Annotated in this window: 19 protein-coding genes; all 19 read left to right on the forward strand. The window is 37.3% G+C overall.

Going from position 1 to position 17,139, the window contains the following annotated elements; translation table 11 throughout:
- The first annotated feature begins 41 nt into the window (after positions 1-41).
- Positions 42-683 carry a Sak single strand annealing protein gene (locus tag BLP46_RS05970; protein ID WP_092977113.1) on the forward strand — a complete coding sequence of 214 codons (642 nt, stop codon included), beginning with the start codon at positions 42-44 and terminating at the stop codon, positions 681-683.
- Positions 684-693: 10 nt separating this feature from the next.
- Positions 694-1,140, forward strand: a complete 447-nt coding sequence (locus tag BLP46_RS05975) for a hypothetical protein (protein WP_092977116.1) — start codon at positions 694-696, stop codon at positions 1,138-1,140.
- On the forward strand, positions 1,140-1,754 hold the full coding sequence (locus BLP46_RS05980; RefSeq protein WP_092977119.1) for a hydrolase: 615 nt from the start codon (positions 1,140-1,142) through the stop codon (positions 1,752-1,754). The genes BLP46_RS05975 and BLP46_RS05980 overlap by 1 nt, the downstream gene beginning before the upstream one ends.
- The gene (locus BLP46_RS05985; protein WP_092977225.1) at positions 1,754-2,290 is read left to right on the forward strand and encodes a hypothetical protein; all 537 of its coding nucleotides are present in this window, start codon (positions 1,754-1,756) and stop codon (positions 2,288-2,290) included. The genes BLP46_RS05980 and BLP46_RS05985 overlap by 1 nt, the downstream gene beginning before the upstream one ends.
- A 9-nt stretch (positions 2,291-2,299) precedes the next feature.
- Positions 2,300-3,634: a DnaB-like helicase C-terminal domain-containing protein gene (locus BLP46_RS05990; RefSeq protein WP_092977228.1), complete on the forward strand. Its 1,335-nt coding sequence runs from the start codon at positions 2,300-2,302 to the stop codon at positions 3,632-3,634.
- A gap of 18 nt (positions 3,635-3,652) precedes the next feature.
- Entirely contained in the window at positions 3,653-4,669 is a 1,017-nt protein-coding gene (locus BLP46_RS05995; RefSeq protein WP_092977231.1) for a CHC2 zinc finger domain-containing protein, read from the forward strand.
- 1 nt (position 4,670) lies between these two features.
- Entirely contained in the window at positions 4,671-5,471 is an 801-nt protein-coding gene (locus BLP46_RS06000) for a RecB family exonuclease (protein ID WP_092977234.1), read from the forward strand.
- Positions 5,472-8,549, forward strand: coding sequence for a PHP domain-containing protein (locus tag BLP46_RS06005; RefSeq protein ID WP_092977237.1), 3,078 nt, complete (start codon positions 5,472-5,474; stop codon positions 8,547-8,549).
- A gap of 12 nt (positions 8,550-8,561) precedes the next feature.
- Positions 8,562-9,005 (forward strand): macro domain-containing protein, encoded by a 444-nt coding sequence (locus BLP46_RS06010; RefSeq protein WP_092977239.1) that lies wholly within the window; start codon positions 8,562-8,564, stop codon positions 9,003-9,005.
- The gene (locus BLP46_RS06015; protein ID WP_092977241.1) at positions 9,002-9,886 is read left to right on the forward strand and encodes an NUMOD1 domain-containing DNA-binding protein; all 885 of its coding nucleotides are present in this window, start codon (positions 9,002-9,004) and stop codon (positions 9,884-9,886) included. Before BLP46_RS06010 ends, BLP46_RS06015 begins: the two co-directional genes overlap by 4 nt.
- Complete coding sequence (locus BLP46_RS06020) at positions 9,876-11,117, forward strand: WGR domain-containing protein (protein WP_092977243.1); 1,242 nt, start codon at positions 9,876-9,878, stop codon at positions 11,115-11,117. Before BLP46_RS06015 ends, BLP46_RS06020 begins: the two co-directional genes overlap by 11 nt.
- Entirely contained in the window at positions 11,110-11,790 is a 681-nt protein-coding gene (locus tag BLP46_RS06025; protein ID WP_092977245.1) for an HNH endonuclease, read from the forward strand. The genes BLP46_RS06020 and BLP46_RS06025 overlap by 8 nt, the downstream gene beginning before the upstream one ends.
- A 93-nt stretch (positions 11,791-11,883) precedes the next feature.
- Positions 11,884-12,165: a hypothetical protein gene (locus tag BLP46_RS06030; protein WP_092977247.1), complete on the forward strand. Its 282-nt coding sequence runs from the start codon at positions 11,884-11,886 to the stop codon at positions 12,163-12,165.
- A complete protein-coding gene (locus tag BLP46_RS06035; RefSeq protein ID WP_092977249.1) occupies positions 12,155-12,934 on the forward strand; it encodes a hypothetical protein in 780 nt (259 codons plus the stop codon). The genes BLP46_RS06030 and BLP46_RS06035 overlap by 11 nt, the downstream gene beginning before the upstream one ends.
- Complete coding sequence (locus BLP46_RS06040; RefSeq protein ID WP_092977251.1) at positions 12,931-13,251, forward strand: hypothetical protein; 321 nt, start codon at positions 12,931-12,933, stop codon at positions 13,249-13,251. The genes BLP46_RS06035 and BLP46_RS06040 overlap by 4 nt, the downstream gene beginning before the upstream one ends.
- An 11-nt stretch (positions 13,252-13,262) precedes the next feature.
- On the forward strand, positions 13,263-13,826 hold the full coding sequence (locus tag BLP46_RS06045; protein ID WP_092977253.1) for a guanylate kinase: 564 nt from the start codon (positions 13,263-13,265) through the stop codon (positions 13,824-13,826).
- Positions 13,819-14,250 carry a hypothetical protein gene (locus BLP46_RS06050; RefSeq protein WP_092977255.1) on the forward strand — a complete coding sequence of 144 codons (432 nt, stop codon included), beginning with the start codon at positions 13,819-13,821 and terminating at the stop codon, positions 14,248-14,250. Before BLP46_RS06045 ends, BLP46_RS06050 begins: the two co-directional genes overlap by 8 nt.
- Positions 14,251-14,264: 14 nt before the next feature.
- Positions 14,265-16,595 carry an anaerobic ribonucleoside-triphosphate reductase gene (gene nrdD, locus BLP46_RS06055; RefSeq protein ID WP_092977257.1) on the forward strand — a complete coding sequence of 777 codons (2,331 nt, stop codon included), beginning with the start codon at positions 14,265-14,267 and terminating at the stop codon, positions 16,593-16,595.
- 2 nt (positions 16,596-16,597) lie between these two features.
- The gene (nrdG, locus tag BLP46_RS06060; RefSeq protein WP_092977259.1) at positions 16,598-17,134 is read left to right on the forward strand and encodes an anaerobic ribonucleoside-triphosphate reductase activating protein; all 537 of its coding nucleotides are present in this window, start codon (positions 16,598-16,600) and stop codon (positions 17,132-17,134) included.
- Positions 17,135-17,139 lie beyond the last annotated feature (5 nt).

The following is a 17,139-nucleotide window of genomic DNA, read 5'->3' on the forward strand; positions in this document are numbered from 1 at the left end:
AGAAACATTGTAACCGAACATTAAAACAAAGGAGATTTAGAATGGCAGAAACAAAGAAGAAAAGCGTATTTGACATTTTAAGCAGCATTGATGTTAGCGATTATGTCAAAGAAAAGAATGGGTTATCGTATCTCCCGTGGGCAAAAGCGTGGGAAATTGTAAAAAGACATTTTCCCGATGCTACATATAAGGTTTACCCGCAAATTATGGATGAGTACGGCAACACACGTTTTTGGCACGACGACGGTAAGAGCGGCTGGGTATCAGTTGGCGTAACCATCGAGGGCGAGGAACAGATTGAAAACCTTGCGATTATGGATTACAGAAATCAGGCAATTCCCGCCGAAAAGATTACATCGGTCGATGCTAATAAGAGCAAGCAGAGATGTCTTGTTAAGGCTTGTTCATATCACGGTCTTGGGTCGAACCTCTATTATGGGGAGGAACTGCCTGAGTTGGTAGCAAGAGCCGAGGACTTAAAGGAATTGATTAAAGAAGTGGTTAAAGCTAAGTGCAAGATTTCCGACAAGGCAAAAGAAAAGGTTGCGGAACTTTGCAAGAAAGCAGAAAAAGCAGCGAATCCTAATACGGATGACGAGCTGATTTCCGGCAACTACAAGATTATTAACGATGTAGATATTCTTGAAAATCTCTACACCAATTTGTTAGCAGTAAGAAAGTGAGGTATTTACTATGGGATTTAGACAAGCAGATTCAGAAGGACGCGGCGGTTTCGCTCGCATTTGGTCAGTAGAAGATAGGGGTAACTTCTCTATCGCAAAGGTTAGCACGAGCAGAAAGCGCAAGGATGCTGACGGTAACGATTATTACGAAACAGACTTTCAGGATGGTTTTGTTCGCCTGATTGGTTCAGCGCACGAAAAGGCGAAAAACCTTGACATTCCTACAAACGACAAGGGAGAGTCTAAGGGTGTTTCAATTCAGATTACTTCTTGTGAGGTAACAACTCCTTACAATGCCGAGAAGAAGAAGGTTTATCAGAACTACGCGATTTTCGCATTTGATATTCCCGACGGAAATGGCGGCACAAAGAAGTCAACCGCAAAGAAAACCACAACGAAGGCTAAGACAAAGAAAGCTGCCGTTGAGGACGATGACGACGATATGCCGTTTGAATAATGACGACAAATGAGAATATCGAGCGGTTTGAACGATTACTAAGAAGCACTAACAGAGATGGTATTGAAAATCTGATTTCTTTTATTCAGAAGTCAGATTTCTATACCGCCCCGGCAAGTACAAGATTTCACTCTTGTCACGAGGGCGGGTTGTTAGAGCATAGTCTATACGTTTATGACCGCTTTGTGGCGAAATTCAAAGATGAATTGTGGGCAGAAAAGGTCAATGTCAGCAAAGATAGTTTAATTATTATCGCGCTCCTGCACGACCTTTGTAAGTGCCGTTTCTATGGCACTGAGTTAAAAAACAAGAAAGTATATAGCGATATGGGCAAAAAGTCGGATTCCAACGGCAGATATGATTGGGTGACAGCTCCGGCATATACGGTTGATGATAAGTTTCCTATGGGTCACGGCGAAAAATCAATGTATTTAGCCGAACGATTCATAAGGTTGAGCAAAACTGAGGCGATGGCAATTCGTTGGCATATGCTTTGGACAGAGCCGAAAGAGCTTTATAACACAATCGGAAATGCTATTAAGTTATATCCTATCATTCTCGCTTTGCACGAAGCAGATATGGAAGCGACTTATTTGCTCGAAAAAGAGGAATAATGAGTAAGAAAACTGATATTAAAACTTGCAGATTTGTCGGCTGCCCACACGGAAAGAAGATTGACATTTCCAAAGATGAGTATGTAATGCCAACGAAAGGGCAATATTATCACCCTGATTGTTGGAGCAAGAAACGAAGTGGAACTTGGAAGGACTCACAAACTCGCGCGGATTTGCAATACATAAAGAACGAATGGGCATTACGCATTGACAAAAATGTGAATTATAGTCAGTTGATGAGAGTATTAAATGATTTTGTCGGTCGCGGAGTTTCTTCCGAGTATCTTGTTTTTGTTCTTGATTATGTAATCAAGCATAAGAAAAAACTCAATTATCCATATGGTTTTAAGTATTACGTTGATGATAAAGAAATTAAAACAACTTATGACAGAAGTAAGTATGTAAAAATTGACCAGTCAAAATTTGCGGTAGAGAAAAAGGAATTTGAACCTCCGCAAAAAACTGACCCATCACCTCTAATTGCAAACAAGCCAAAAGGATTTGGAAGTATTCTGCGGCACAAACACAAGGAATGAGGTGGTTGATTGGATATAAAAGAATTATCGGATATTCAGAGTGAAAGCGGAGTAATCGGAACATTGCTCTATCATCCTGATTACATTGCCCATACAGAATATCTAAAGCCCAACTACTTCTATAATGTCGATAACGCCTGTATTTATTGGGCAATTCAAGAATTGTTTGAGAGCGGGATAACCAATATTGATGCTTATAACCTATCAAGCAAACTTCAATCCCATCAAGGCGTAAAGAACAAGTTGGAACAATACAATTTGCCAGCCGTCCAAGAGTTGGTCGAATTGTTCAAAGAAACCGCGCGGCACTCACTCGAAGAATATCAAATGCTTGCCGACAACATTGTTACATTGTCATTCAAGCGCGACCTTGTTAAAACACTTCACGAAATCGAAGCAGATTGCTTTAAGAAAACCGTTGACCTCGACCATTTGAGTTCTAATGCTTATGGTTCTATGGACGGGTTGACGAAGAAATATCTCACAAGTGGTGAAATTCAGACGGTTGGAGATAAAATCGAGCAAATTTGGGCAGAGATTGAGGACTCAGCAGAACACGGAATTGAATCGAAATATAAATCATTCCTCGGTTATTTTAAGTATGAGCCGGGAGAAGTTATTTCCATCCAAGCCCGCAAAAAGCAGGGTAAATCAATGTTCCTTATGAACGAAACCGTTCATATGCTCAAACAAGGTCTGCCAACTGTGGTTTATGACAGTGAAATGAATGATAAGTTATATGTAACTCGTCTGCTTAGTCATTTGAGCGGTGTGAAAATCCACACAATTTCTTATAAGACATACACTCCCGAAGAATACGCGCGGATTAAGCAATGGAAAGACTGGCTGAAAGAACAGCCGTTCGTACATATCTATGACCCGTCAATGAGTATGGAGAAGTTTTTCTCAGTTTGCCGCTCGTTGCAGAACAGTATGAACCTGTCGTTTATTGTTTACGATTACCTCAAAAGCAATAAAACCTCGACGGGCGAAAACTATAATGCTTTGGGTGATATGACAAACTACTTGAAGAACGAAATTGCCGGCAGATTAAATCTCCCTGTTTTGGCTGCCTGTCAGCTCAACAGAAGCGGTGAAACTGCCGATAGTGAGAAAATCAATATGTATGTTTCCGTTGGTATCAAATGGGGATATAAAACCCAAGAAATGATTGCAAAAGACGGTATTGAGTGTGGAAATGCCTATGCAAAAGTATTTTTTAATCGTATCGGGCAATCTATGGCAGAAGATGACGAGGACGAATATATAGATTTTGTCTTTGATGGCGCAAGAGCAACCATTGAAGAAGCTAAACAACATACAGTAAGTGACGATTTTAATTAACGGGCGGTGATAGGTTAGATGGTTTATGATGACGAAATGCTTCAACAAATCAATGATAACGCTAACCTACTCGAATACGTCCAAAATGCAGGTATCGAACTAAAGCAACAAGGAGACGATTATTTCACGAATTGTCCTCTACACGTTGACGACACACCTTCATTATCCTTTACTCCCGCGAAAAATTCATTCTATTGTTTTTCGTGTGGAGCGAAAGGACAAATGATTGGCTACTTAATGAAGTATGAAGATTTAGATTTTGATGAAGCGGTTGAAAAAGCCGCGCGGATTGGCAATACCGATATGAGCAAAATGTGTCATTCCGAAACCGTCATTTTCCTTAAACGATATAAGCGATACCTTGAGGCGAAAAAACACAAAGTTAAGATTGAACATCCCGCGCTGCCGGATTACGCAATCAACAAATTCTCAAAGGACGAAAAAATCACGGAATGGTTAGACGAAGGTATTACTCAGGAAATGATTGATTTGTTTGGCGCGAGAATTGACGATTATCAGAATAGAATTGTTTATCCTGTTTACGATTTGGCGGGAAAGTTAATCAATGTTAAAGGGCGAACTCGTTATGAAAATTATCACGATTTAGGTATTCCAAAATATATCAATTATTATCCCGTTGGTACTATGGATTACTTTCAAGGATTGAATGTCACCTTGCCATATGTCAAGGAGCGCGGCGAAATTATAATCTTTGAATCCATCAAAAGCGTTATGAAAGCATACGCTTGGGGCTACAAGAATTGTGCATCGGCAGAAAAACATACATTAACTCCCGAACAGACAGAATTACTCGTCAAACTGAGAGTAAATGTTGTTTTTGCGTATGACACAGACGTTAGTTATAAGGATAAAGACGTAGCCAAAAGTATTAATAAACTCCGCAGGGTAACAAATGTTTATACAATCAATGACTATGATGAACTTTTGGGCGGTACATCCGCTAAAAACTCACCTGTGGATTGCGGGATAGATATATGGGAAGAATTATACGAAAACAAAAGGAAGGTGATATAAATTGGGAACACGATGGTCGTATTCAAGATGTACTTCCTTTGGACAATGCAAATATGAATATTACTTAAATTACATAATTAATGATGATGAACAGTATCTCCGCGAGGGCAACTATTACGCCGAGGTCGGCAGTTATATCCACAAAATCCTTGAAATGATTTTCAATGGTGAACTCAAACAAGAGGAAGCATTGCAATATTATCTCGATAATTATAAGGATAATGTTTTTTACAAGGTCAAAAAGCAATCCACAATGGATAAGACATACGCACTTTTGGCGGATTTCTTTGCAAATTTGGATTTAAGTTGGGCTGACAATTACGAAGTTCTGGGCGTAGAAAAGAAAATGAAATTCACTCTTGATGGGTATGATTTCGTTGGATATATCGACTTACTACTCCGCGACAAACGAGATGGCAAAATTGTCGTTCTTGACCATAAGAGTACGGAATATCCGTTTAAGCTGGACGGCGGGTTAAAGAAAAAACTGCAAGACAGTTTCGGCAAATACAAGAAACAAATGTATTTGTACGCTTATGCTGTTCACGAAGAATATGGCGAATATCCAAAAGAGATGACTTGGCATCATTTCAAAGACGGTGGGAAACTCGCAACTATTCCTTTTAAGAAGAAGGAATATGATGAGGCTTTGGATTGGTTTAAGGAAACGCTTAGAGAGATTGAGATGGAAGAAGATTTTGAGCCAAGCGAGGACTACTTTTATTGTGCAAATTTGTGCAATTTTCGGCGGAGTTGTGAATATCACAAACGTAGTATGAGAAAGATGTGGAAGAAGAAATAAATGTATAAGAATTACCATAAACACGACCATCAGGGAAACCCGTGGGCTATGGATGTGGTGGTTAAACCCGAAGAATATTGTAAAAGGGCAATAGAATTAGGTCACGATTCTGTGTTTACAGTAAATCACGGAGTTACAGGTAATATATTTGATTGGATGGAACAAGCCAAAAAGTATAATCTAAAACTTCATTATGGCACTGAGGCTTATTATGTACCAGACAGATTTGAGAAAGACAGAAGTAATCGACATATCATAATAATTGCAAAAAACAATGAGGGTGTTATGCAATTAAATGATATTATGACAGAAGCCCACCAAACAGGTTTTTATTACAAACCAAGAATTGATAAGGAACTATTGTTTTCTCTTAATTCAAAGAATTTCATCATTACAACAGCTTGCGTGGCTGGACTGTGGAATGACCCTGAACTCATTCTTGCTTTACACCGAAAGTTTGGTGATAACTTCTTTTTGGAATTGCAAGACCATAATATTGCCATTCAGAAGGAAGTTAATCGCAGAATGTTACAATTTAGCAAGCAAGCACATATTCCAATTATCCACGCAAACGATAGTCACTATATTTATCCGCAGGATTCAAAATACAGAGATATTCTTCTGAAAGCAAAAGGTATCTTTTACGAAGAAGAAGAATCTATGACTTTGGATTATCCCTCGGAAGATGAGATATATAGTCGCTATGAGAAACAAGGAATATTAACTCCGCAGCAAGTCAGAACTGCTCTTGATAACACAATGGTTTTTGATGAGTGCGAACCAATTACCATTATCAATGATGATATAAAACTACCGCCGATTTCAGAACATCCAACAGAGGATTTGAGAAACCTCATATACACACAATGGGAAACTGAAAAACAAAACATTCCAAAAGAACAATGGACAACGTATGAAGAAGCAATATCGTATGAACTGGATATTGTCGAAAAAACTCATATGGAGAACTATTTTCTTATTGACTATAATGTTGCAAAAAATGGTCAAGAAAAATATGGCGGCAAACTTACAAACACAGGTCGCGGCAGCGCACCATCGTTTTATATTACCAAATTGCTCGGATTAACTGATATTGATAGGGTCGCTGCACCAATTACCTTATTTCCAACAAGATTTATGTCGGTTGAGCGTATCTTGGGCAGCAGGTCGTTACCGGACATCGACCTAAATATGGCAGATAGAGAGCCATTCATTAAAGCAACAGAAGATTTGCTCGGCAAAGAAAACTGTGCTTGGATGTTGACTTGGAAACCACTTCAAAATTCATCGGCTTTTCGTACATATTGTAAGGGCATCGGCAAAGATATAAGCGAATATGACGAGATAGCCAAAAATCTTGAATTATATGAAAACGATAAAAAGTGGAAAGATATTATTGAAGAAAGCAAGAGATTTCGCGGAGTTATTGAAAGTGTATCGGAGTCGCCTTGTTCGATGCTGCTTTATTACAAACCTGTCAGGAAAGAGCTTGGATTAGTAAGAACCAACGCAGGGGTTTATTGTTGTCTATTAGACGGCATCAACTGCGATAAATATAAGTATCTTAAAAATGACTATCTTGCAGTTACGGTTTGGTCAATTATTCGTTCGGTTTGTGAATTGGCTGGAATACCCATTCCTACAATCCGCGAATTAGACAAACTATTGGATGATGAAACATTTGATATTTATAAAGAAGGATTAACCTGTACTATCAACCAAGCAGATAGCGACTTTGCAACAGCGTTGGTAAAAAGATACTGTCCGCAAAGCGTTTCTGAAATGTCTGCTTTTGTTGCAATAATCAGACCTGGATGTGCAAGCCTATTACAAGATTTCATTGATAGAAAACCATACACAACTGGTGTAAAAGAACTTGATGACATTCTTACCGAAGGTAAGCATCGAATGATTTATCAAGAATTAATTATGAGATACTTGATTTGGCTTGGAATCCCTGAAACTGGTTCTTATGACATCATCAAGAAAATTGCTAAAAAGAAGTTTAAGGAAGCAGAGCTTGCTGAATTAAAAACCAAACTATTGAACGGTTGGAAACAAAGATTAAATACAACCGATGGTTTTGATGAAACGTGGCAAGTAGTTCAAAACGCCGCAAAGTATAGTTTTAACGCTTCTCATTCACTTTCTTATGCTTATGATAGTTTGTACGGAGCTTATCTAAAGTCACATTATCCGCTTGAATATTATACCGTTGCACTGAATTATTATGGCGGAGATTCAGAAAGAACTCTTAAACTGACCAATGAATTACCGTACTTTGATATTAAATTAAAACCAATTCGATTTAGATATTCAAAGGGCGATTATACTCTATCCCGCGAGGATAACAGTATATACAAAGGAATACAAAGTATCAAAAATATGAACACCAAAATCGCAGATGAAATTTATGAATTGAGAAGCAATCAATATAGTTCATTTTTGGATTTACTGTTCGATATTAAAGAGAAAACATCTACAAATGCGCGGAAGTTAAAAATTTTAATTGAGTTAGACTTCTTTTCTGAATTTGGTGACGTGAATTATCTTTTAGAACAATATGCCTTTTTTGATAAGTTTTATGGCAAAAAACAATTCAAGAAAGATATTCTAAATGAATTTGGAGTATCCCTCGAAACGATTAGTAAGTATTCCGAAAAAGAAAGTCCAAAAATGTTTAGCGAAGTTGATTTTCACGCATATGCACAAGTTGTTGCGCCAGAAATAAGATACACTCCGCGCAAATTATCCGAGCAAATCAAGGCTCAAACCGATTATCTTGGATATATAACGATTATCGACAATAGATACACAGGTATGGCTGCGGTGGTTTCAATAGATACTAAATACTCTCCGAAAGTAAAAATGTATTCATTGAAAAACGGTACAACACTTGATTGCAAGATAGACAAGAGAACATTTAATCAAAATCCGATTTCTGCCGGAGATATAGTAACAATTTATGGCACAAAAAAGAAACCAAAAGCCAGAAAAAACGCAGAAGGCAAATGGGAAAACGTTCCCGGCACAAGCGAACTTTGGATTACAAAATATGTGAAAGCACAGAACTTATAAGGAGATAAAGAAATGATTTTTAATGAAGTACAGCAAGATTTATTTACAGTACCACAAGGGTATTATCTCGCGCATTGCATAAGCGGCGACTATGCACTTGGCGCGGGAATCGCAGTCAAATTTGATGAAGTTTACAATATGAAATTCAAACTACACAGAGATTACGCTATTCCCGACGGTCAGAAATACGCGAATGTCGGCAGGGCGTTGCTTGTCGATAATGTATTCAACCTTGTAACGAAGGCGCGTTGTTTCCACAAGCCAACATATGATGACCTTTATGATACTCTTGTCGATATGAGAGAGCAGATGGAGGATTTCGGAATCACTAAGTTGGCTATCCCGAAACTTGGCTGTGGGCTTGACCGTTTGGACTACGATAGAGTTAAAGACGTTATCGAGGACGTTTTTGAAGATACCAACGTCGAGATTTTGGTCTGCTATCTCTATAAATGACGGAAGATGCTAAACAAAAAACTTGGGCGGTTTACTTACATCAAACGCCATCTGGGAAACGATATATTGGTATTACCTCAAAGAAACCGATTGAAAAACGATGGGGATTAAAAGGACAACATTATAAAAATTGCACCGCGTTTTATAGAGCAATACAAAAATACGGTTGGGAAAATATATCACACACTATATTGCATAAAGATTTGCCGTATCAAGAAGCAATAAAAATGGAGAAGCAATATATAAAAGAATATAAAGCAAATAATAAACAATATGGCTATAATTTAACAAACGGCGGAGAGGGTATAAGTGGTTACATACTCCCATTAGAAAAGCGAAAAGAAATGTCTAAAAGAAGGCAGGGTGAAAACGCTTGTGCATTTGGGCATTATCCATCAGACGAGACTAAAAAGAAAATGAGCAAAAAGGGGCGGCTTAAAGTATTTAGTCAGTCTACTCGGGAAAAGATGGCTAAAAAGAAAAATAAAATAGTATATCAATACTCTTTTGACGGTGAATTGATAAATATTTTTAGTTCTGCTACTGAGGCTTCTAATGTAACTGGTGTAAATCGCGGAAATATATGCTCTTGTTGCCGCCATATTGTTAAACAAGCGCAAGGATATTTTTGGTCATACCAAGAAATAAAAGACCCAATAATTATCATTAATCATCTTAATGATACTAAACCATTAACACCAATATATGGTAGAAATACCAAACCAGTGTTTCAATTAGATTATGATGGCAATATTTTATGTGAATATCCTTCAATCAAAGAAGCAAGCCAATTTACTGGTATTCCCGAACAGTCTATATCCGCCGCTTGTAAGAGACTGCAAAGTGTAACAGAAAGATATAGGTGGAAATATGCAGATTAGTTATGAACCAAAATATTTGGTAATGGTCGATGCGGGTGGAAATAGAAACAAATACTATCGGTTAATCCAAAACGGCGATACGTGGGTTGCTAAATACGGGCGAGTAGGTAGCAGCTCACAAACCCGCACTTACTCAAAATATGAATTTGAAAAGAAATACCGCGAAAAAATCCGCAAAGGCTATGTTGACCAAACAGACCTTGTGCAAGATTTGATTTCGGTTGAAAAGCCAAAAGCAAAACCTGAATATCGTCCGATTGATAATACGGCAATAAATGAAATTGTTGAACGGCTACAATCTATGGCTCGTAAGGTTATTAGCGAAAACTATACAGTTTCTTCAAATAAGGTAACTCAGGCAATGGTTGATGAAGCGCAGGACATTTTAACGGGATTGCTCAACGTTACAGATATTAAGCAATTCAATAATGAACTTGTAAAACTATTTACAACAATCCCACGAAAAATGAGTTCTGTTAGTAGTTATATTGCTAATAAACCCGATGACTTTAATAAAATTATCCATAGAGAGCAAGACCTATTGGATGTAATGAAAGGTCAAGTTGTTCAAAAGCAGATTGTTGACAAAGCGGAAGAAGATAATGAGCCAATCAACAATATCACCGTGCTTGAGGCTCTTGGACTTGAATTTGAGGAATGTTCAAAAGATGACATTGCAACAATCAAGGTGGCACTTGGAAGTTGCGCAGATAAATTCCATAAAGCGTGGAAAGTTAAGAACATTAAGACTCAAGCAAGATTTGATAAGTTTGTTGAGGATAACAATATCAAAGATATTAGATTGTTATTCCACGGCAGTCGCAATGAGAACTGGTGGTCTATCATTCAAAGCGGATTAGTGCTGCGCCCGACAAATGCTATTATCACAGGGAAGTTATACGGATATGGGATTTACTTTGCCCCTAAAGCCAGAAAATCGCTCGGTTATACAAGTCTTAATGGCAGCTATTGGGCGAGAGGAAATGCTAATTCTGGATTTATGGCTTTAATGTCTGTTGCTTATGGAACGCCGTATGACGTGTATGATTTCAATTCAAAATACGGCAGTTTAGATTATGATGGATTACAAAAGTTTAAGAAAGGTGCGAATTGTTTACACGCTCACGCCGGAGCAAGTATGGGATATTCAAATCTGAGAAATGACGAAATCATAGTTTATAAAGACGAGCAATGTACAATTAAATATCTTGTGGAATTAAAAAATGGTTAGTGAAAATATGAAATTTGGTAAACTCACAACAATGTATGAAAATGGACGCACTAAACATAGTGCAAAAATTTGGCATTGTAAATGTGATTGTGGGAAAGAAATTGATGTCCCATCTACCTCTCTTTCATCTGGTAACACAAAATCTTGTGGTTGTTTATTGAAAGAAAGTGCAAGAGAAAAAGGTGTAAAAAAGAGAAATCTGAATAGATATGACCTATCAAATGATTATGGAATAGGTTATACATCAAAAGGTGAAGAATTTTATTTTGATAAAGATGACTATGACAAAATAAAAAACTATACTTGGCGTTATAATCCAGAGAAATATGTCTTTTCAATGCCATTCGGGAAAATAATAAAAATGCACATTCTGATAATGTCTCCGCCAAAAGGTAAAGATGTTGACCATATAAATCATATAACATTTGATAATCGTAAATCAAATTTAAGAATATGCGAACATTATCAAAATATTATTAATAGTAAAACTTATAAAAATAATACATCAGGCAAAAAGGGTGTTCATTGGGATAAATCAAGAAACAAATGGTTAGTTAGTATTACCGTCAACAAAAAGACATATTATCTCGGCAGATACGATGATTTTGATAAGGCTGTACGTATAAGAGAAGAGGCAGAAGAAAAATATCACAAAGAATTTAGGTGTCAATAAAATCACGGTTTTATCGACACATATACCACAATATATAGTGTATTTATTATATAATAACACAATATATAGTATAAACAAAAAAGAGATTACATATTGTTTCAACCATTTGAACTTTTTGACGTGAAATTTGAAATTACAGAGGAAAGTAATGTGAGAAATCAGCATATGCAAGCACCTCGAATGATTATTGAACAACAATTCATTCAGCTTATGCAACAAGCCACAAATTTACAAATACCCATCAAAATCAAAATAAGTAGAACAGAGCCATTCTATGATGTATTTGAACAGAAAACAACGGAAAGAGAAAATAGCATTGTTTTTATGAATAATGCTTATTTGGCAACAAGAAAAGAGGAAACAAATGAAGTTTGAACATACAAGAACTATGAATTGGGAGGGCGCACTAAGAGGTATGCGCAACCCACTTAACAGTTGGCATAAAAGCGATAGCCATTTCGGAATTTGTAATGTAATTGAACCTGCGGAGTTTGAACAAAATTCTGATAATAAACAGCAGGGCTATCTTGCTAAATATCCTGATAATCCAGCATATATCGTTTATTTATCATATCCTTATGCTGAATATGTAAGCATAGGAAAAGAAGATATGGGATTGGCACAACGGCTTATTCTCTCTGACTCAGAACACAGAAAATTTATGCGCCAAATTTTTGTGTGCGTTGATATTACTGCACCACTTTATTGGTGGAAAGAATTTGATACATACAAGGTTGCCACCGTGAGAAATAGTTGTTCTACAATGCACAAAATTCATAGCAAACCATTTAGTGAAGATGATTTTGCTCACGATGCGGTTGATGAAGTTGATATTGTTATTTCTGAGCAGTTTGACAACACATTAACTACATTGGAATATTTGAGAAATCGTTTCAATGAAACCAAAAATAAGAAATATTGGAAAGCATTGATTCAGATGTTGCCGGATGGTTATGAAATGAAAGCAACATTGACATTTAACTATGAAACTCTGCTTGGTATGTGCAGCAATGGTCAGCGTAGAAAACATAAATTAAATGAATGGTCGGGTAAAGATAATCCGAATGTTCCGAATTTCATTGCGTGGGCAAGAACACTTCCTTATGCACAAGAATTTATTTTCATTGATGAGATAGTGAAATGAGCAGACATTATACAAGTGAATGTGTTGATTGTGGATTGCCCTGTCTTGGCGCAGGATGCCAATACTATCGAGTAGCGGTAGATATTTGCGATAAATGCGGCGATGAAAACGCTGAGTATCGAGTTGATGGTGAAGATATGTGCGAAGATTGTGCAAAAAAAGAATTAGAAACACTATTTAAAGAACTTAATCAACAAGAAAAAGAAAAAGCATTAGATATTACTGCCGAAGAATTATTAAAAGAAGTATTTGATGATTTAACAATGGATGAGCAAGCGGAAGCATTAGATATATGTTTCGATAAGATTGATGATTAGAGGTGAAACGAATGATTGTGATTTTAGTAGGCGAAAGCGCAAGTGGCAAAACTACTCTTGCCCGCGATTTGCAGCAATTTGAGGGCTTTTCTCAAATCGTTACATATACAACAAGACCGCCGAGAAATGGTGAACAAGATGGAGTTGATTACCATTTTATAACAGATGAAAAATTCAATGTAATGATTGACAATAATGAATTTGTCGAACACGCAAGTTATAGAGGGTGGCAATACGGAACTGCAATTAACTCAAAAATCACAGAAGATGTGGTCGTCGTATTAACTCCTGCCGGAGCAAGAGCGTTTAGGAAATTCGCAGCAGAGCATCCTGAATTAGAATTGGATTTATTTGTTATCTACATTATGGTTGATAGGCGTTCAAGGCTTATGAAACTATTGGAGCGCGGAGATGACATCGAAGAAGCATATCGCCGCAGTTTATCCGATGTTGGTCAATTTGATGCCTTTGACAGAGAAGCAGATTACATACTGATTAACAATGAATACTGTTTATCCCCCGATGACGTTTATGCTTGGGTAGCTAATGAAATTCAGAGGAAGAAAAATGAGTAAAACTTTTAAGATTTTCACTTCTGGTGCAATGGGCGGATTAACTTACAATGAACAAATGGACTGGCGGCTTGAATTAGAACATTTAGTATTTGAACTAACAGAGAAAAAAGTAAAATTTATCCACCCACCAGATTTTTTCGATTATGATTTTCACGACCAGAGGGTAGTAAAAGAATGGGAAATAAATCAACTACTTGATAGCGATATAGTTGTTATTAACTTATCTAACATCAAGAACAGTATTGGAACACATATAGAATTAGGTGTTGTTCAGGCGGCAAATAGGCTACCTGGACACCACATAACCACTATTGGAATCGGAGAACCAAATACTGACCATCCGTGGATTAAGTCAAGTATTTTTTATAGCGTTAAAGATACAGTAGAGGCGGCGGATTTTATATGCAAATATTTATTGATTTAACAAAGGAGAATTGAATGAAGGTAAAAAAGAGAGATGGACGAATTGTAGAATTTAACAAAGATAAGATTATCTCTGCCGTATCGAAAGCCTATAAAGAGGTTGATGGAGATGTAAGTGAAGATACTTTAACTCATATTCAAACGATGGCAGAAGATATAGGAAAAATCAAAAAAGAAATTTTGAGCGTAGAAGCAATTCAAGACATCGTTGAAAAGAAACTAATGCAAAGTTCGAGAAAAGACGTTGCAAAAGTATATATCATTTATCGTAATGACCGCACAAGAGTTCGTGAACAGAACAGTAAATTATCTAAAGAGATTTCTGATAAACTGTTCGCAAAAAACATTGAAAACCAAAATGCAAACGTTGACGAGTTTTCCTTTGGTGGTCGTATGGGCGCGGTTACGAGTGTAGTTACCAAAAATTATGCTCTTAATAATTGTATGTCGGATATGGCAAAGAATAACCACCTCAATAACGAGGTTTACATTCACGACTTAGACCATTATGCGGTTGGCGACCACAACTGTTTGTCAATTCCCTTTGATAAGTTGTTGGCAAACGGTTTTAACACAAGGCAGACGGACGTAAGACCCGCGCAATCTGTCGGAACGGCTTTTCAGTTGGTTGCGGTTATTTTCCAGTTGCAGAGTTTGCAGCAATTCGGCGGGGTATCTGCTACTCACTTGGATTGGACAATGATACCCTATGTGAGAAGAAGTTTCTTAAAACACTTCATCGCGGCTTGGCTGAAGGATAGCAATGAGTTTTTGGGATTAGACTTACTCAATATGTTATTTGATGATTATACTGAGGAAGTTGAGGGTCATATTATCACCCGTAATAAGTTTGATGATTGGGTAGATTCTCACAAGGCAGATTTCTTCAAGGCAACCAATACAAAAGAGGAAGATTATACTTTGGATAACAAAAAGCTCCCTCAAAAGTATTATCAAAGTGCTTTGTACGATACAATCATTGAAACCAAACAGGCTGTTGAGGGTATGTATCATAACCTTAACACGCTTCAATCTCGTTCCGGCAATCAGTTACCATTTACGTCCATCAATTATGGTACTTGCACCTCAACCGAGGGTAGATTAGTAACAAGATGTTTGATTGAAACTTCTATCAAGGGCATTGGTAAATTACATAAGACATCTATCTTCCCGTGCGGTATTTTCCAATGTATGAAAGGCGTAAACCGCAAACCAGGCGACCCAAATTATGACTTGTTTAGATTGGCTCTAAAGTCAACATCATTAAGACTTTATCCGAACTATGCAAACGTAGATTGGAGCGGCAATAACGGTTATGACCGCAATGACCCACAGACATATTTTAGCACAATGGGATGCCGCACGGCAAATGGATTTGATATTAACGGATTTGGACAGCTTAAAGATGGTCGCGGAAATATCTGTCCAACCACAATCATTCTTCCAACATTAGCTATGGAAGCTACAGAGTTAGCATCAAAAGAGAATTTGGAATATGGTGATTATTTAGATGATAACCTTGTTATAAAATGTTTCTTTGATATTCTCGACAAAAAAATCCACGAAGCCAAAGATATGTTAATTGAAAGATTTACATATATTGCTTCTCAATCACCCGACTCAGCTAAATTTATGTATGAGAATGGTCTTATGGAGGGTTATGACGGTGAGAATATTATCTCCGCGCTGAAACACGGTACTCTTGCTATCGGTCAGCTCGGACTCGCAGAAACACTTCAAATTCTTGTTGGCTGCGACCACACAGAACCAAAGGGAATGGCGGTTGCAAAACGGATTGAACAGTTGTTCAAGGATAGATGTGCTGAGTTCAAACAAAACTACAAACTCAATTTCGGTGTATATTACACTCCCGCAGAGAATCTTTGCTTTACCGCAATGACGCGCTTCAAAGAAAAGTACGGCGAAATTCCTAATGTTTCCGATAAGAAATTCTTCACAAATTCAATTCACGTTCCCGTGTGGAAAGAGATTGACCCGTTTGAAAAGATTGATATTGAAGCTGAGTTGACTGGCTATTCGAGCGCGGGTTGTATTACATATGTTGAACTCAATGCCGGCATTAAAAACAATATTGAGGCGTTAGAACAAATCGTCAACTATGCTATGGATAAAGACGTTCCTTATTTTGCTGTGAATGTACCAAACGATATGTGTGTTGATTGTGGTTTCACTGATGAAATCAAAGAGATATGCCCTATGTGCGGATGCGATGAAATCCGCAGATTGCGCAGAGTGACAGGTTATCTCACAGGAGATTATAAGAGCGCATTTAATGAAGGTAAACAGGAGGAAGTTGAAATGCGCGTAAAGCACTTCAACGGCTAACTATGAATTATTTGCAAATTGAAAAAGCCTCTGTCGCAAACGGCAAAGGTATAAGAACGGTATTATGGGTTTCGGGATGCTCCTTGCATTGCAAGGGGTGTCAGAACCCCGAATCGTGGGATTTTAACGCCGGAAAACCATTCGATGATAAAGCAAAACAAGAATTATTTTGCTATCTTGAAAATCCATATATTCAAGGAATTACATTTTCTGGTGGACATCCTTTAGATTATAAAAACGCCTATGCAATTTACGAATTGATTTTAGAAATTAAAGAAAAATATCCTCAAAAAGATATATGGCTTTACACTGGCTATTCTCTAACTTATGAAGATTTTTATAGTCATCCTTTGAGTTGGATGGTATCTGGTGAAGAAACTAAAATCAATATTTTACAAATGTGCGACGTTGTAGTTGATGGTGAATTTCGTGAGGAATTAAGAGATACAACATTGCCATTTCGTGGCAGTAGCAATCAAAGATTGATTGATGTAAAGAAAACTATTGACAATAAAAAGATTATTTTATTTAAGGTATAGAGGTG

It is taken from the genome of Ruminococcus sp. YE282 (assembly GCA_900101355.1).
Taxonomy (GTDB): Bacteria; Bacillota; Clostridia; order Oscillospirales; family Acutalibacteraceae; genus Ruminococcoides; species Ruminococcoides bromii_A.

Coding starts and splice junctions, on each gene's coding strand:
- BLP46_RS05970 (WP_092977113.1), top strand. CDS start 42: ATGGCAGAAACAAAGAAGAAAAGCGTATTTGACATTTTAAGCAGCATT.
- BLP46_RS05975 (WP_092977116.1), top strand. CDS start 694: ATGGGATTTAGACAAGCAGATTCAGAAGGACGCGGCGGTTTCGCTCGC.
- BLP46_RS05980 (WP_092977119.1), top strand. CDS start 1,140: ATGACGACAAATGAGAATATCGAGCGGTTTGAACGATTACTAAGAAGC.
- BLP46_RS05985 (WP_092977225.1), top strand. CDS start 1,754: ATGAGTAAGAAAACTGATATTAAAACTTGCAGATTTGTCGGCTGCCCA.
- BLP46_RS05995 (WP_092977231.1), top strand. CDS start 3,653: ATGGTTTATGATGACGAAATGCTTCAACAAATCAATGATAACGCTAAC.
- BLP46_RS06005 (WP_092977237.1), top strand. CDS start 5,472: ATGTATAAGAATTACCATAAACACGACCATCAGGGAAACCCGTGGGCT.
- BLP46_RS06010 (WP_092977239.1), top strand. CDS start 8,562: ATGATTTTTAATGAAGTACAGCAAGATTTATTTACAGTACCACAAGGG.
- BLP46_RS06015 (WP_092977241.1), top strand. CDS start 9,002: ATGACGGAAGATGCTAAACAAAAAACTTGGGCGGTTTACTTACATCAA.
- BLP46_RS06020 (WP_092977243.1), top strand. CDS start 9,876: ATGCAGATTAGTTATGAACCAAAATATTTGGTAATGGTCGATGCGGGT.
- BLP46_RS06025 (WP_092977245.1), top strand. CDS start 11,110: ATGGTTAGTGAAAATATGAAATTTGGTAAACTCACAACAATGTATGAA.
- BLP46_RS06035 (WP_092977249.1), top strand. CDS start 12,155: ATGAAGTTTGAACATACAAGAACTATGAATTGGGAGGGCGCACTAAGA.
- BLP46_RS06040 (WP_092977251.1), top strand. CDS start 12,931: ATGAGCAGACATTATACAAGTGAATGTGTTGATTGTGGATTGCCCTGT.
- BLP46_RS06045 (WP_092977253.1), top strand. CDS start 13,263: ATGATTGTGATTTTAGTAGGCGAAAGCGCAAGTGGCAAAACTACTCTT.
- BLP46_RS06050 (WP_092977255.1), top strand. CDS start 13,819: ATGAGTAAAACTTTTAAGATTTTCACTTCTGGTGCAATGGGCGGATTA.
- nrdD (WP_092977257.1), top strand. CDS start 14,265: ATGAAGGTAAAAAAGAGAGATGGACGAATTGTAGAATTTAACAAAGAT.
- nrdG (WP_092977259.1), top strand. CDS start 16,598: ATGAATTATTTGCAAATTGAAAAAGCCTCTGTCGCAAACGGCAAAGGT.